Genomic DNA, 14,605 nt, shown 5'->3' with positions numbered 1-14,605 from the left:
AACGTTAACGTAAACTGGTGAGCTGATTGTCGGTGGTGTCATCTTCACACCGAGCGAGAGGAGACTGGGACGGCCGGGAAGCGGCCCGGCCTCCGACGGTTCTCCCGGTGGGACGCGAGACGTCGACCGAAGAACCGAAGAAACTGTCCGGAGGTTTCAGTCCGCCTTCATCTGGTCGCGGATGCGCTCGGGGACGTCGGGGTCCCGAAGCGTCGTCGTGTCGCCCAGCTCCTTATCGTTGGAGATGTTCTCCAGGAGGCGACGCATGATCTTCCCCGAACGGGTCTTCGGCAGGTCGTCGACGAACACGACGTTCGCGGGGCGCGCGAACTTCCCGATCTCGTCTTCGACCGCGCCGACGATGCGCTGGCGCACGTCGTCGCTCTCCTCGACGCCCTCCCGCAGGATGACGTAGACGTCGGGCACCTCGCCCTTCTCGGTGTGTTCTCGGGAGACGACCGCCGCCTCGGCGACGTCCTCGACCTCCGCGACCGCCGACTCGAGTTCCATCGTCCCGAGGCGGTGGCCGGCGACGTTCATCACGTCGTCGAGACGACCGAGGATACGGAAGTAGCCGTCGCGTTCGTGAACCGCACCGTCACCCGCCTTGTAGTTCCAGTCGGTCCAGTCGTCGCTGTCGGTGTCCGAGAAGTCTGCCCAGTACGTTTCGATGAACCGCTCGTCGTTGCCGTAGACGGTCTGGAGCATTCCGGGCCAGGGCTTCTTGATGATGAGGTTGCCCGCCTGTCCGGAGGCTGGCTCGATCTCCTCGCCGTCGTCGTCGAGCAACGCCGGTTCGATTCCCGGTGCGGGCAGGCCCGCGCTGCCCGGTTTCATGTCCTCCAGTGCGGGCAGGTTCGTGATGAGGTGGCCGCCGGTCTCGGTCTGCCACCACGTGTCGACGATGACGGCGTCCTCGTCGCCAATGTGCTTGTAGTACCAGAGCCACGCCTCGGGCTGGATAGGTTCGCCGACCGTCGTCATGTGGCGGAAGTCGAAGTCGTACCCCTCGATGTACTCGGGACCCCACTTCATGAACTGCCGCACGGCGGTCGGCGAGGTGTGGAACACGTCGACGTCGTACTTCTCGGCGATCTCCCAGATGCGGGACTTGTGGGGGAAGTCCGGCGCGCCCTCGTACATCACGCTCGTCGTCCCGAGTGCGAGCGGCCCGTAGACGATGTAGCTGTGGCCGGTGATCCACCCGATGTCCGCGGCACACCAGTAGGTGTCCTCGGGTTCGATGTCCAGCACGTACTTCGAGGTGCCCGCGGCGTACGCGAGATAGCCGCCGGTGCGGTGCTGACAGCCCTTCGGTTTGCCCGTCGTCCCGGAGGTGTACATCAAGAACAGCGGGTCCTCGGCGTCACGCGCGACCGGGTCGACGCGCTCGCGGCGGTGTTCCTCCAGCAGGTCGGCGACCATCGTGTAGTCGTCGCTCACCGAGACGGAGTCGTGGGGTTCGTCGTGGCGCGTCCAGACGAGCACCTCGGGGTCGCGCTCGGTCTCGTCCATCGCGGCGTCGGCCTTCTGGACGTGGTCGAGGAACTCGCCGCGACGGTAGTAGCCGTCGATGGTGACGACGTAGTCCGACTCGGCGTTGTTCACCCGTTCTGCGAGCGCGCTCGCGGAGAACCCCGCGAACACGACCGAGTGGGGCGCGCCGATGCGGGCACACGCCAGCATCGTGACGGGCAGGGCGGGCACCATCGGGAGGTGGAGCGTCACCACGTCGTCCTCCTCGACGCCCATCGACCGCAGGGCGGCGGCCATCTCGTTGACCTCGCGGTAGAGGTCCTGATAGGAGATGTTGCGCTGGTCGCCGTCCTCGCCCTCCCAGAGCAGTGCGGTCTGGTTCTTTCGGTCGTCGAGGTGCCGGTCGACACAGTTGTACGAAGCGTTCAACGTCCCGCCCGTGAACCAGCCGTAGAACGGCGGGTTCGAGGCGTCGAGCACCTTGTCCCAGCGGTCGTCCCAGTCGAGCAGGTCCGCGTACTCCTCGAACCCGTCGGGGAACTCCCCGAACCGGTCGTAGACGGCCGGGTCCGACACGTTCGCCTGGCCGACGAACTTCGACGGCGGGCGGAAGTACTCCTGTTCGCGCAGTCGTGCTTCGAGTCGCACCTCGTCCTCGGAATCACTCATAAACTGCAGTCACCACGTCACATGTTTTCGCCCGACGTAATAGCGTTAACCCGAGGTGGGTCGAGGAAGAACGATGGTCGAAAGCTGCACCCACGGACGGCGAACCGTTCGGGCCGCTGGCGAGCGCGTCCGACTCAGGCCAACCCGACGGTCTCGGTGTAGCTCCCGTGTTCGGCCTCGAACACTTCCATTATCTCGCCCATCGTCGCGTAGGCTTTCACGGCGTCGACGACGAACGGCATCGTGTTCTCGCCCTCGTCGACGGCGTCGGCGAGCGCGTCGAGCGTCGCCTCGACCTCATCGTCGTCGCGTTCCTCCTTGACACGTTCGAGCCGTTCGAGTTGGCGGTCGCGAACCTCGTCGGAGACGTGGAGCAGTTCGGTGTCGTCGTCCGCACCGTCGTTCGTGTACTTGTTGACACCGACGACGACCTCCTCGCCCTCGTCGACGCGGCGCTGGTACTCAAAGGCGGAGTCCTGAATCTCGCGGTGGAAGTACCCCTCCTGGATGCCGGTGAAGATACCCTCCAGGATGGACCCCTCGCCCATCTCCTCGATCTCGGTGATGTACGCCATCGCCTCGGCCTCCATCTCGTCGGTGAGCGACTCGACGGCGTAGCTCCCGCCGAGCGGGTCGACGGTGTCCGCGAGACCGGACTCCTCGGCGAGAATCTGCTGGGTCCGCAGCGCGATGCGGACGGCCTCCTCGCTCGGGAGCGCGAGTGCCTCGTCGTAGCTGTTGGTGTGGAGGCTCTGGGTGCCGCCCATCACCCCCGCGGCGGCCTGGAGCGTGACGCGGATGATGTTGTTGAGCGGCTGCTGGGCGGTGAGCGACTGGCCGGCGGTCTGTGTGTGGAACTTCAGGCGCTTGGACTCCGGTTTCTCGGCGTCGAAGCGCTCGTCCATCACGCGGGCGTAGATGCGCCGCGCGGCGCGGAACTTCGCGACCTCTTCCAGCACGGAGTTGTGCGAGTTGAAGAAGAAGGAGAACAGCGGCGCGACGTCGTCGATGTCCAGTCCGCGCTCGATGGCGGCCTCGGCGTAGCCGAAGCCGTCGGCCAGCGTGAACGCGAGTTCCTGGGCCGCAGTGGACCCGGCCTCCCTGATGTGGTACCCCGAGATGGACACCGGGTAGAACTTCGGCGTCTGCTCGACGGCGAACTCGATGGTGTCGGTCACCACGTCGACGGCGGGCTCGGGCGGGATGACCCACTCCTTCTGCGCGATGAACTCCTTGAGCATGTCGTTCTGGAGAGTCCCCCGAATCTCCTCGCGGGGGAGGCCCTGCTGGTCGGCCATCGCGACGTACATCGCGTAGATGACGATGGCACTGGGGTTGATGGTGAACGAGGTGGAGACGTCGCCGATGTCGATGCCGTCGAACAGCACCTCCATGTCCGCGAGCGTGTCCACAGCGACGCCCTCCTTCCCGACCTCGCCCAGACTCATCGGGTCGTCGGAGTCCAGCCCCATCAGCGAGGGCATGTCGAACGCCGTCGAGAGACCGGTCTGGCCCTCGTCGATGAGGTAGTGGAACCGCTCGTTGGTCTCCTCTGCGGTGCCGAACCCGGCGAACTGGCGCATCGTCCACGTCCGACCGCGGTACATCGTCGGGTACGGTCCGCGCGTGTAGGGCTCCTCGCCGGGGAAGCCGAGGTCCTCGTCGTAGTCGACGTCGGCCACGTCGTTCGGCGTGTAGAGGCGGTCGACCTCGTGGTTCGAGACGGTGGCGAACCGGTCTTTTCGCTCGCCGAAGCGGTCGAGTACGGGGTCGAGCGTCTCCTCGGTCCACTCCTCGCGGCCCTCGCGAATCGCGCGAAGGTCGTCCTCGTCGAACATACGCCGCGTTCGGTGGGCCGGAGCAAGAAGGTTCGCACTGCGCCGCCGTCTCAGTCCCGCTGGAACCGTTTGGTCGTCTCCACCAGCGGGTGATGGGCGTAGTCGACCTCCTGGATGTCGTCGATGGTCTGGAGGTTCGCCTTTCGGGCGGTCTCGGCCATCCCGAGTTCGACCGTGCGGTTCAGGACGATGACGTAGGCGTCCATCTCCTCGATGCCGTCGCGGTAGGCGGCCTTCACGCGGTGGTGCCCGTCGGCCAGCAGGAGGTCCTTCCCGCCGTTGTCGATGACGACGAGCGGTTCGGCCAGCCCGTTCTCCAACTCGTACTTCCGCCCCTCCAACTCGTCGGTGTACACCTTCGACTGCGTCGGCCGGAGGTTCGCGAGGCTGACCCGGCGACGCTCCTGGTGCATCCCGACGGAGTGGATGTTCCGCAGGGTCTGCATGAGTTTGTCCACCTTCCCCGGCGTCGCGCGCTCGATGTGCGAGCGCACCACGTCGGCGTTCGAGATGATGCCGACGAGGTTGCCCGCGTCGTCGACGACCGGGAGCTTCTGGATGCCCGACCGGAGGATGACCCGCCCGGCGTCGGTGATGGCCATCTCCGGGTGCGCGACGATGAGGTCGTCGTTCATCACCTTGAACATCGGTTCGCCGTCGTCGGCGAGGAGCAGGTCTCGGGCGGCGATGAACCCGTGGACGCGCCGCCCGTCACACACCGGGAAGCCGCTGTGTTCGTCGCTCTCGGCGATGCGGCGCTTGACGTCCGCGACGGTCTCGTCGACGTCGACGGTGACCACGTCGCGGGTCATGTAGTCCTTGACGCGCAGCTTGTCCTCGCCCATTGCCGGAGGGAGGGCGAGTCGAGGCAAAAGCCTCCCGGTCACGACAGTCCGACGCTCGCGCCTCGTTACTCCTCGCGAGTCACTCCGTTCCTCGCTCGTCTCTCGGAGATTCTCGCGCTCTGCGAGCGCTCCGAATCTCCCTACTCCTCCACGGCTCACTGCGTTCGCCGTTCCGCTCGCGGTTCTCGGTCGCTCCGCTCCCTCCGGAAGACTCGCGATGCTCGTCTTCCGTGCTCCCGCTCGTTGCTCTCGCGGGAACTCCGAACCGCGCTACTCCTCGTCGGCCCCGACGGGCAGTTCCTCGCCGCCGCCGCCGTAGATGTCCACGAGGTCCCAGTTCGGTCGCGAGCGCAGCGTCTCGAAGAACCGGTCGGTGACCACGTCGGCGATGACCGACGAGAGGTCCTCGTCGGCGTCCTCCTCGACCGTGCCGAGCAAGCCGAGCGGCAACTGTGCGCCCGCCATGTCGGCGTGCCCGCCCGCCTCGCCGATCTGAGCGAACGCCTCCCGGAGCGTCTCACCGACGTCGAGGTCGGTGCCGCGAGTGCGCGCCGACATGTAGATGGTGCCGTCTTTGAACCCGTAGACGAGCGTCGTCGTCACCTCCCGCAGGTCGAGCAGGCGGTCTGCGGACTGCGCCAGCGCGTCCCGGGAGTGGAGCCGCCCGACACAGGAGGTGAGCACCTCGCCGTGGACCTCGCGGTTGCGAATCGCCCGGCCGACGGTCTCCAGCGTGTCGACGCTGACGGAGGGCGACTCGACGCGTTCGAGGGTCGCGGTGTCGGCGTACGGCAGGAGGTACGACGCCGCCTCGTAGTCGTCGACGCTCACCTCCCGGCGGAAGTCCTTCGTGTCGATACGGATGCCGAACAGAAGCCCCGTCGCGACGGGCGTCGTCGGTTCGACGTCGAGCCGTCGGAGGTAGTCGGTGAGCAGCGTGCTCGTCGCACCGATGTCGCTGCGGAGGTCGACGAACCGCGCCTCGATGGGTTCTCGGGGCGGGTGGTGGTCGACGACGATGTCGACGGGCGTGTCGGGTGGCAGTTGGTCGTTGACGCCCGGTCGGGAGTGGTCGACGAGGGCGAACCCCGCGAACCGCGAGAGGTCGTCCCCCGCCTGGAGGTTGGTGAGGTCGTACTCCATGAGGTTGACCAGCGCGAGGTTCTCCTGGTGGGAGATCTCGCCGTAGTAACACGGCTCGGCCTCGCCGCCGGCGTTCTCGGCGATCTGGACGAGCGCACACGCGCTGGCGATGGCGTCGGGGTCGGGGTTGTCGTGCATCACGACCGCGAGCGGTCCGTCGAGCTCGCGGACGATGCGGTGGAGCTGTCGGAGGCGGAGGCCGCCGCGACCGGCCGCTTGGAGGATGCGCTGGGGGACGATGTCGGCGGGGTCGACGAGTCGGTCGGCGGCGGCTTCGAGCGCTTCGCGCTGGGCGTCGGTGCCGTCGCGGCCGACGTAGCTGACGACGGGGACGTCGGGATAGTGCTCGCGAGCGACCTCGATGGCCGCGAGGTTCCGGTCCGGGTCGTCACCGGCGACGACGACGCTGGCGACCGTCGGGAGGTCCTCGGCTTTCACCTCCTCGACGACGGCGGGGTCGTCGTAAGCACCGAGTTCGGCGGGGACGTTCTCGCCACGCAGCGAGTCGACGCGCCCCTCGTCGCCCGAGACGACGTGCAGGTCGCCGGGCGTCTGGCGCAACTCCTCGATGAGGGCGTGCCCGAACGACCCACAGCCCAGAACGAGCCGGGTACTCATGTCGTGGCAATCGCCCCCCGTGGGGAAAGCTTCACCGCCTGCGGAATCCCGCCGCTCGACGGCAGTTTTCGGCGAAAAGAGGCGTCGAAACGGTCGAACGCGTTACTGAATCATCGACGCCGCGGCGTCGACGGCGACGTTCGTGAACAGCCCCAGCGCGGGGAGTAACAGGAACGTCGCGACCGCAGCGACGATGATGGCGGCGTACAGCCCAGTGGGGTAGCCACCGACCTCGAAGTCGCCGACGGGGTCCTCGATCCACATCGCCTTCACGACCCGCGAGTAGTAGAACAGCGACAGCGCGCTGTTGATCACGAGTGCGAACGCGAGGACGTACGTTCCGATGGTCGCCGCCTCGACGGCGGCCGCGATGAGGAAGAACTTCGAGAGGAACCCGCCACCGATGGGCAGGCCCGCGAGACTGAACAGGAAGACGGTCATCGCGACACACGCCACGGGGGCCTGCTTCGCGAGGCCGTTGTAGTCCTCGAAGGTGCGGCCGACGCCCCAGTACTCCGCGAGAGCGATGAACAGGAACGCACCGGTGTTCATGAAGCCGTAGACGACGAGGTGGATCATCCCCGCCCCGAGGACGAACGCCTGGTTGGCGCTCCCTGTGAGCGCACCGAGGGCGATGAGCACGTAGCCGGCGTGCCCGATGGAGGAGTACGCCATCATCCGCTTGACGTTCTCCTGGGTCGCGGCGGCGAAGTTCCCGAGCGTCATCGTCACGAGCGCGAGCACCTGGAACGCGAGCACCCAGTCGACCCCGACGGTCGACTGCGGGAACGCGACGGTGAACACGCGGAAGGCGATGACGAACCCGGCGGCCTTCGAGGCCGACGAGAGGAACGCGCTGACGGGGGCGGGCGCACCCTCGTACGCCTCCGGTGCCCACCAGTGGAACGGCACGCTCGCGGTCTTGAACGCGAACCCACCGATGATCATCAGGATACCGACACCGAGGACACCGACGAGGCCCTCGCCGGTGTTGCCCAGTTCCGAGGCGATGGCATCGAACTGGAGCGACCCGGTGACGCCGTACACCAGCGAGATGCCGTAGACGAACACCGCCGACGACAGCGCACCGATGAGGAAGTACTTCAGGCCGGCCTCGACGCTCCCGCGGTTGTTCTTGAGGAACGCGACGAGCGCGTACGACGGCAGCGAGGCGAGTTCGAGGCTGACGAACGCCGTCGCCATCGAGTTCGAACTCGCCATCAGCGTCATCCCCGTCGCCGCGAGCATGACGAGCGTGTAGAACTCCGCCTTGTAGCGGAACTCCTTCAGGTAGTCGTAGCTCGCGAGCGTGACGAGCGTGGTGACGCTCGTGAAGATGAACGTGAAGAACAAGCTCATCCCGTCGACGACGAGTTGCCCCTGGAACAGCGACTGCGGCTCACCACCCGTCGCGACGAGGATAGCCCCCGCGGCGGCCAGCGCCACGAGCGACCCCAGCGTCGCGACGCCCGAGAGGAGCGCCGACGAGGATTCTTCGGGGTCGATACTGTCGATGAGCAACAACAGGAGCGCCGTCACGCCGAGGACGAGTGTCGGCGCGAGCGCGGCGGTGCCTGATATCTGGAGCGTCTGTAGCATTTAGCGAACACCTCCGAGGACGGTGGCGAGCGACTCGACGGCCGCTTCACCGCCGCTCTGGACGTTGTCGAGGATGGGCTGGGAGGCGTTCCAGATCATCTCGAAGAAGATGCCCGGCGCGGTCCCCAGCGCGATGATGAGCAAGACGAGGACGAACAGCGGGGCCACGTCGTGGACCGCCGCCTCGCGCACGTCGTACTCCGTCGCCGAGAAGAACTCGCCGAACAGCGTGCGCTGCATCGCGAACAGCAGGTAGCCGGCGACGATGACGATGCCGAACATCGCGACGCCCGTGATGAGCGCCATCCCGTTGTTGGGGAGGACCGTCGAGGCGAACGAGCCACGGAAGATGAAGAACTCACCGGCGAACCCGGCCATCAGCGGGAGGCCCATGTAGGCGAACGCGCCCGCGATGAGCGCGCCGACGGTGTAGGGCATCCGCGAGGCGAGGCCGGACATGTCGCCGACCATGCGCGTGTGGGTCGTGTTGTAGACGACGCCGACGCACATGAACATCAGCCCCGAGATGAGGCCGTGGGCGACCATCTGGAACGTCGCGCCACCGAGTCCGTACTGGGTGTAGGCGACGAGGCCGAGGATGACGTACCCCATCGAGGAGACCGAGGAGTACGCGACGATGCGCTTGAGGTCCTGCTGGGCGAGCGCGAGCAGCGCGCCGTAGATGACGCTGGCCGCCCCGAGCAGGGCGATGAACACCGCGAGGTCCTGTGCGACCCCGGGGAGCATCGTGAAGTTGAACCGCAGCAGGGCGTACGTCCCCATCTTCAGGAGGACGCCCGCCAGTAGCACCGACACCGGTGTCGGGGCTTCGACGTGAGCGTCGGGCAGCCACGTGTGCAACGGGACGATTGGCACCTTGACGGCGAACCCGAAGAACATCAGCACGAACGACACCAGCGCGATGGTGCTGCCGGCGACGCCGGCGACGTTCCCAAGGTTGCCGGCGGCGATGGCCTGCGTCACGGCGGGCAGACCGAACGAACTCACGCTGTCGCCCAGCGCGAACACGAGGGTCATGAACCCGATGAACATGACCAGCGAGGCGACGTTCGTGTAGACGAAGAACTTGATGGCGGCGTACTTCCGGCGCGGGCCGCCCCAGACGCCGATGAGGAAGTACATCGGGATGAGGACGGCCTCCCAGAAGACGAACCAGACGAAGAAGTCCAGCGCGGAGAACACGCCGATGAGGCTCGCCTCCATCAGGAGGACGAGGCCGTAGAACTGACTCTGGCGGCTCTGGATAGGCGTCCACGCGCTCAGGATGGCGAGCGGGATGAGCACCGTCGAGAGCACGACCAGCGGCAGCGAGAGACCGTCGAGACCGGTGTGGTACGACAGCTGGTAGCCCGCGAGGTCGAGCCAGGCGACGTTCTCGCCGAACATCGTCGCGCCGCCGAACAGCGCGTTGCCCGAACCGTCGAACGTGGCGTACATGTAGAGCGCGCCGACGAGCGGCAGCAGGCTGATGCCCAGTGCCAGCTTCCCGGCGACGCGGTCGGGGGCGACGAACGTGACCACCGCACCGACCAGACAAGCGGCGAGCAGGAGTTCGACCAGCATCTAGAACCACCCCCCCATCAGCCCGATGCCGACCAGCAGGGCGACCAGCCCCAGCGTCAGCAGCGTCGCGTAGTTCGAAACGATACCCGTCTGGATGCGGCGGACGCGACTGCCTCCGAACAGCGAGACCGAGGAGACGCCGTTGACGACACCGTCAACGACGCCCTGGTCGAACTTGTCGGCGGCGCGGGCGACGTTCATCGTCAGCCCCTGGGCCAGCCACACCTGATACTCGTCCTGATAGTAGTTGTTGAACAGCACGGTCTTTGCAGAGCCGAGCCGGTCGGTGTGTTCGACCGGCGAGTCACCGCGGTAGAGTGCAATCGCGAGGGCGGACCCGGCGAGTGCAACCGTCAGCGAGATTCCTGCCGAAGCGAACAGCGTCCCGGTCTCACCGAGACCGGGCAGTTCCCCAGCGGACATACCACCGAACTCACCCGCGGTGATGAGTTCGTGGTAGTGGTGCCCGTTCAGCATCTCCGGCCCGTAGTAGAGCCAGTCGTGGAGGAACTCCGGGACGGAGCCGACCAGTGCGTGAACCGGCACGAGGTTGATGGCACCGACCGTCGCGGCGAGAACGCCGAGGACGGCCAGCGGCCCCTTGACGTTCCAGTGAACGCCGTGGGGGTTCCGTGCGGTGTCGGACCGGGGCTTGCCGTGGAAGGTCAGCAGGACCATCCGGAAGGTGTAGAACCCGGTGAAGAACACCGCGATGAGGCCCATCGCGTACGCGAGCAGGAGGACGACACCGAGACCACCGTCGGTCCCGATACCGTGGACGAGCGTCTCGTAGAGCACCTCGTCTTTCGACCAGAAGCCGGAGAACGGGACGATGCCCGCGAGCGCGAGCGAACCCGAGAGGAACGCGTAGTAGGTGACGGGCATCTTGTCCTTCAATCCGCCCATATCCCACATGTTCTCGTTGTGGTGCATGGCGATGATGACCGACCCGGCACCGAGGAACAGGAGCGCCTTGAACACGGCGTGGGTCGTGAGGTGGAACACGCCGGCGACGTAGCCACCGCCACCCAGCGCGAGCATGATGTAGCCGTACTGGGAGATGGTGGAGTACGCGAGCACCTGTTTGATTTCGCGTTTGACGACGCCCATCGTGGCGGCGAACAGCGCGGTGAACCCACCGACGAGCGCGATGACCGCGAGCGCCGTCGGGAGCAGCGCGTAGAAGCCGTAGATACGGGCGACGAGATACACACCCGCGGCGACCATCGTCGCGGCGTGGATGAGCGCGGAGACCGGCGTGGGACCCTCCATCGCGTCGGGCAGCCACGTGTGGAACGGGAACTGTGCGGACTTGCCCATCACACCGCCGAGGATGAGCAGGCCGACGACGGTGAACCACGCTTCGGCCCCGAGGCCGAACATCGTGGTCACCTGGCCCTCACCGCTGAGCGCGAGTTCCGCGAGGTGCGGGAAGCTCTCCTCGCCCGCGAACTGAGCGGTGCCGAACGTGGCGAACACCGCGACGACACCGATGAGGAAGAAGTAGTCACCGAAGCGGGTGACGAGGAACGCCTTCTTCGCGGCGCTCGGGGGGCCGTCACGACGGAACCAGAAGCCGATGAGCAGGTACGAGCAGAGTCCGACCAGCTCGAAGAACATGAACGCCATCAGCAGGTTTGAGGACATGACGAACGCGAGCATGCTCGCGGTGAACAGGCCGAGTTCGCCGTAGTAGCGGGGCAGTCCCGTCTCGCCCTCGTCGTTCATGTAGCCCAGCGAGAAGACGTGGACCAACACGGCGATGAGCGAGACGATGACCAGCATCAGCGCCGACAGCTGGTCGAGCAGCAGGCCGAACTGGATGGGGTTCTCGCCCATCGCGACGAACGTGTAGACGGGTTCGTTGTACGTTTCACCGCCGGCGACGGTCAGAGCGACCCACGCCGAGAGCAACAGCGACCCGACGGTCGCGATGATGCCGGCGAGCGCGCCGCGTTTGGGCATGTACTGGCCCAGGAACAGCGCGACGAGGAACGAGCCGAACGGGAGTAGTGCGATAGCCGGTGCGAAGTCGAATGCGCCTGCCATAGAGTTACCACCTCATCGTCGTCGCCTTGGTGACGTCGACGTCGTCGAAGTTTCGGTAGAGCACGAGGATGATGCCGATACCGACGGCCACCTCCGCGGCGGCCAGTGCCATCGTGAACAGACTGAACACCTGCCCCGTGAGGTTCCCGTTCTGGAACGAGAACGCGACGAGGTTGATGTTCGCCGCGTTGAGCATGAGCTCGACGCTCATCAGGAACATCAGTGCGTTACGTCGGGTGAGGATGCCGAAGACGCCGATGCAGAACACCGCCGCCGACAGCACCATGTAGTACTCGATGGGGACCATCAGTCGTCGTCCTCCTTCCCGCCGTCAGTTCGAATGGCGTTCCGGGCAGCGCCGTAGAGGCTGCCGCCGCTCTCGCGTTTCGCGAGCAGCACGGCCGCGACGAGCGCGCTGACGAGCACGACGTCGATGATCTCGAACGAGACGAGGAACGGTTCGGACTGGATGGCCGCCTGGTCGGTCATGTCGAACATCGCGTAGCCGATACTCGCGGTGACCGAGCCCTCCGGGAAGCCGGCGGGTGCGCTCCACCCCGAGGAGGTGACGAACGTGAGCGCCAGAACCGCGAACAGCGCCACGGCCGCCAGCCCCTGGACGAAGTTGATGTCGTCGTTGAGACGCGGACGGGACGTCACGCTGTGACCTCCTCTGTCGTCTCGCGGGTCAACATGACGGCGAACGTGATGAGGATGAGGACCCCGCCCACGTAGACGAGGACCTGCATCGCCGCCAGAAACTCCGCCTGCAACATGACGTAGTGGACGGCGACCGACAGCAGCGCGACCCCCATCAGGAGCGCTGCGTGCCAGACGTCGCGCACTAGCACCATGCCGAGGCTGCTGCCCACTGTCACGAGAGCGAACAGCGCAAATGCTAGTGTTTCTGCGAGTGGTGCCATTGGTGGCAGTCGTTTTGCGGCGGGTTTCAACGTTTCGAGAACCGTCCGCGAGCGCACGCGTGAGAATCGGCGCTCAGCGCCCCGTTCCGTCGAGAAGCAGAGGACAGAAATCGCCACTCACCCCCCGGTCTGCGCCAGCACGCGGAGCCAGTTCTCCGAACAGAACTGCTCGAAATCGCGGCGTTCGAACCCTCGCTCGTGTAGTTCGTCGAGAATCGCGCGAAGACCGGTCACGTCACCGACCGTCTCCGGCACCGTACAGCCGTCGAAGTCCGACCCCAGCGCGACGTGTTCGACGCCGATTCGCTCGGCGACGTACTCGACGTGGTCCGCGACGACCGAGACGGGGGTGTCGAGCACCCGGTCGCCGTCCGCGCGCAGGTTCTCGACGGCCAGCGAGATGCCGACGACCCCGTCGGACTCCCCGATAGCGTCCAACTGCTCGTCCGTGAGGTTCCGCGTCGACGGGCAGATGTCGTGGACGGCGGCGTGGCTGACCACCAGCGGCGCGCGCGTCGTCGCCGCGACGTCCCAGAAGCCCGCCGCGGTGAGGTGCGCGCAGTCGACGAGGATGCCCCGCTCCTCGCACGCGCGGACCAACTCGACACCCGCGTCCGTGAGTCCCGGACCCACGTCCGGGTCCCGTGGGTACGCGAATTGCGCTCCGGTGGCGAACGCGTTCGGCCGCGCCCACGTCAGCCCGATGGAGCGCACCCCCGCTGCGTACAGCAAGTCCAGGTTCGACAGGTCCGGTTCGACCGCGGCCGCCCCTTCGAGGTGTGCGACCGCCGCGAGCGCCTCGTCGGCCCACGCCTCGCGGACGTCCACGGCGCTCCGACAGACCCGCAGGTCGCCCGCCGATCGACGTTCGAGTCGGTACAGGCGCGCCAGTACGTCGAAAGTGAACCGTTTCGCGCGTTCGGTGTCGACCTGGTCGGCGAGGGGCATCTCGTAGCCCTCGTCGGTCTCGACGAACTCGGGACGCTCCTCGTACGGGACGAAGATGGCGAACAGTCCACCTCCGAACCCTGCTTCGCGTGCGCGCGGAAGGTCGACGTGTCCCTCAGCGCTGCGCTCGAAGAACGAGCGACCCCCGCCACGCTCGTCGAGGTGGAGGTCGAGGAGCGTGTCGTTGTGGCCGTCGAACAGACGATGATAGTCCATGCTCGTCGTTCCGTGCCGTACGAGTTAGTGATTCGGACGCTCGGCCTGCGGACAGAACGTCGGAGAAGCAAACGTCCGCGCGAGCGAACGGCGTGAGCGAGCGCGGTTCACCGAGTACGAGCGAAGTGAGTACCCGGCATTTATCATCGAGGGTTTTCGAGGAGTGGTGCGCAGAGCGCACCCGACGAAGAAAACGGTCGCTAGTTGTAGTCGACTTCGCCTTCGCCCTCGCCGATCCACGCACCGCGGTCGGGTTCACGGGAGGCGAGCGGGTCGATGTCCTTGTACCACGGGACGTTCTTCAACTGCTCTTTGTTGTACGCGAACTCGTCTTTCGTGTCCGCGGTGAACTCGAAGTTCTGCGTGAGCAGGATGGCGTCGACGGGACAGACCTCCTCGCACAGTCGGCAGTAGATACACTGGCCGATGTGGAGGTTGTACTGTTCGCCGTTACGCTGGTCGTCGGTGACGATCTGGATGGTGTCGTTCGGGCAGACGTTCTCACACTGGCGACACCAGATACAGCGCTCCTGGCTGAACTTGTGGACGCCACGGAACCGCGGCGACACTTCGGGTGCCTGGTCCGGATACTCGACGGTGAACGTCGAGCCGTCCAGCGCGTGTTTCATGGTGGTCGCCATGCCCTTGAGGATTCCAATCATTGGTAGTCTGAGTGGGGTGTGTGGTCGAAACCGGG

Annotated in this window: 12 protein-coding genes; all 12 read right to left on the bottom strand. The window is 66.2% G+C overall.

Annotated elements, in window-relative coordinates:
- Positions 1–156: 156 nt before the first annotated feature.
- Entirely contained in the window at positions 157–2,145 is a 1,989-nt protein-coding gene (acs, locus tag M1L36_RS03140; protein ID WP_250872257.1) for an acetate--CoA ligase, read from the bottom strand.
- Positions 2,146–2,279: 134 nt separating this feature from the next.
- A complete protein-coding gene (locus M1L36_RS03135) occupies positions 2,280–3,983 on the bottom strand; it encodes an acyl-CoA mutase large subunit family protein (protein ID WP_250872256.1) in 1,704 nt (567 codons plus the stop codon).
- Between the two features lie 50 nt (positions 3,984–4,033).
- The gene (locus tag M1L36_RS03130) at positions 4,034–4,828 is read right to left on the bottom strand and encodes a CBS domain-containing ParB/RepB/Spo0J family partition protein (RefSeq protein WP_250872255.1); all 795 of its coding nucleotides are present in this window, start codon (positions 4,826–4,828) and stop codon (positions 4,034–4,036) included.
- 270 nt (positions 4,829–5,098) lie between these two features.
- On the bottom strand, positions 5,099–6,589 hold the full coding sequence (locus M1L36_RS03125; RefSeq protein ID WP_250872254.1) for a DHH family phosphoesterase: 1,491 nt from the start codon (positions 6,587–6,589) through the stop codon (positions 5,099–5,101).
- Between the two features lie 102 nt (positions 6,590–6,691).
- A complete protein-coding gene (locus tag M1L36_RS03120; protein WP_250872253.1) occupies positions 6,692–8,188 on the bottom strand; it encodes an NADH-quinone oxidoreductase subunit N in 1,497 nt (498 codons plus the stop codon).
- Positions 8,189–9,772 (bottom strand): complex I subunit 4 family protein, encoded by a 1,584-nt coding sequence (locus M1L36_RS03115; RefSeq protein ID WP_250872252.1) that lies wholly within the window; start codon positions 9,770–9,772, stop codon positions 8,189–8,191. It lies immediately after the preceding gene.
- Positions 9,773–11,821, bottom strand: a complete 2,049-nt coding sequence (gene nuoL / locus M1L36_RS03110; protein ID WP_250872251.1) for an NADH-quinone oxidoreductase subunit L — start codon at positions 11,819–11,821, stop codon at positions 9,773–9,775. It lies immediately after the preceding gene.
- A 4-nt stretch (positions 11,822–11,825) separates the two neighbouring features.
- Positions 11,826–12,128 (bottom strand): NADH-quinone oxidoreductase subunit NuoK, encoded by a 303-nt coding sequence (nuoK, locus tag M1L36_RS03105; protein WP_250872250.1) that lies wholly within the window; start codon positions 12,126–12,128, stop codon positions 11,826–11,828.
- Complete coding sequence (locus tag M1L36_RS03100) at positions 12,128–12,481, bottom strand: hypothetical protein (protein ID WP_250872249.1); 354 nt, start codon at positions 12,479–12,481, stop codon at positions 12,128–12,130. The genes nuoK and M1L36_RS03100 overlap by 1 nt, the downstream gene beginning before the upstream one ends.
- Complete coding sequence (locus M1L36_RS03095) at positions 12,478–12,744, bottom strand: NADH-quinone oxidoreductase subunit J (protein WP_250872248.1); 267 nt, start codon at positions 12,742–12,744, stop codon at positions 12,478–12,480. The genes M1L36_RS03100 and M1L36_RS03095 overlap by 4 nt, the downstream gene beginning before the upstream one ends.
- Positions 12,745–12,861: 117 nt before the next feature.
- Positions 12,862–13,908: a dipeptidase gene (locus tag M1L36_RS03090; RefSeq protein ID WP_250872247.1), complete on the bottom strand. Its 1,047-nt coding sequence runs from the start codon at positions 13,906–13,908 to the stop codon at positions 12,862–12,864.
- A gap of 200 nt (positions 13,909–14,108) precedes the next feature.
- Positions 14,109–14,570: a NuoI/complex I 23 kDa subunit family protein gene (locus M1L36_RS03085; protein ID WP_250872246.1), complete on the bottom strand. Its 462-nt coding sequence runs from the start codon at positions 14,568–14,570 to the stop codon at positions 14,109–14,111.
- Between the last annotated feature and the right edge of the window lie 35 nt (positions 14,571–14,605).

It is taken from the genome of Halomarina rubra (genome assembly GCF_023699475.1).
GTDB classification, from domain to species: domain Archaea; phylum Halobacteriota; class Halobacteria; order Halobacteriales; family Haloarculaceae; genus Halomarina; species Halomarina rubra.
Note: the sequence above shows the minus strand (reverse complement) of the source record. Positions and strands in the feature narration are given on the sequence as shown.

Coding starts and splice junctions, on each gene's coding strand:
- M1L36_RS03115 (WP_250872252.1), bottom strand. CDS start 9,772: ATGCTGGTCGAACTCCTGCTCGCCGCTTGTCTGGTCGGTGCGGTGGTC.
- M1L36_RS03135 (WP_250872256.1), bottom strand. CDS start 3,983: ATGTTCGACGAGGACGACCTTCGCGCGATTCGCGAGGGCCGCGAGGAG.
- acs (WP_250872257.1), bottom strand. CDS start 2,145: ATGAGTGATTCCGAGGACGAGGTGCGACTCGAAGCACGACTGCGCGAA.
- M1L36_RS03090 (WP_250872247.1), bottom strand. CDS start 13,908: ATGGACTATCATCGTCTGTTCGACGGCCACAACGACACGCTCCTCGAC.
- M1L36_RS03120 (WP_250872253.1), bottom strand. CDS start 8,188: ATGCTACAGACGCTCCAGATATCAGGCACCGCCGCGCTCGCGCCGACA.
- M1L36_RS03130 (WP_250872255.1), bottom strand. CDS start 4,828: ATGGGCGAGGACAAGCTGCGCGTCAAGGACTACATGACCCGCGACGTG.
- nuoL (WP_250872251.1), bottom strand. CDS start 11,821: ATGGCAGGCGCATTCGACTTCGCACCGGCTATCGCACTACTCCCGTTC.
- M1L36_RS03085 (WP_250872246.1), bottom strand. CDS start 14,570: ATGATTGGAATCCTCAAGGGCATGGCGACCACCATGAAACACGCGCTG.
- nuoK (WP_250872250.1), bottom strand. CDS start 12,128: ATGGTCCCCATCGAGTACTACATGGTGCTGTCGGCGGCGGTGTTCTGC.
- M1L36_RS03095 (WP_250872248.1), bottom strand. CDS start 12,744: ATGGCACCACTCGCAGAAACACTAGCATTTGCGCTGTTCGCTCTCGTG.
- M1L36_RS03125 (WP_250872254.1), bottom strand. CDS start 6,589: ATGAGTACCCGGCTCGTTCTGGGCTGTGGGTCGTTCGGGCACGCCCTC.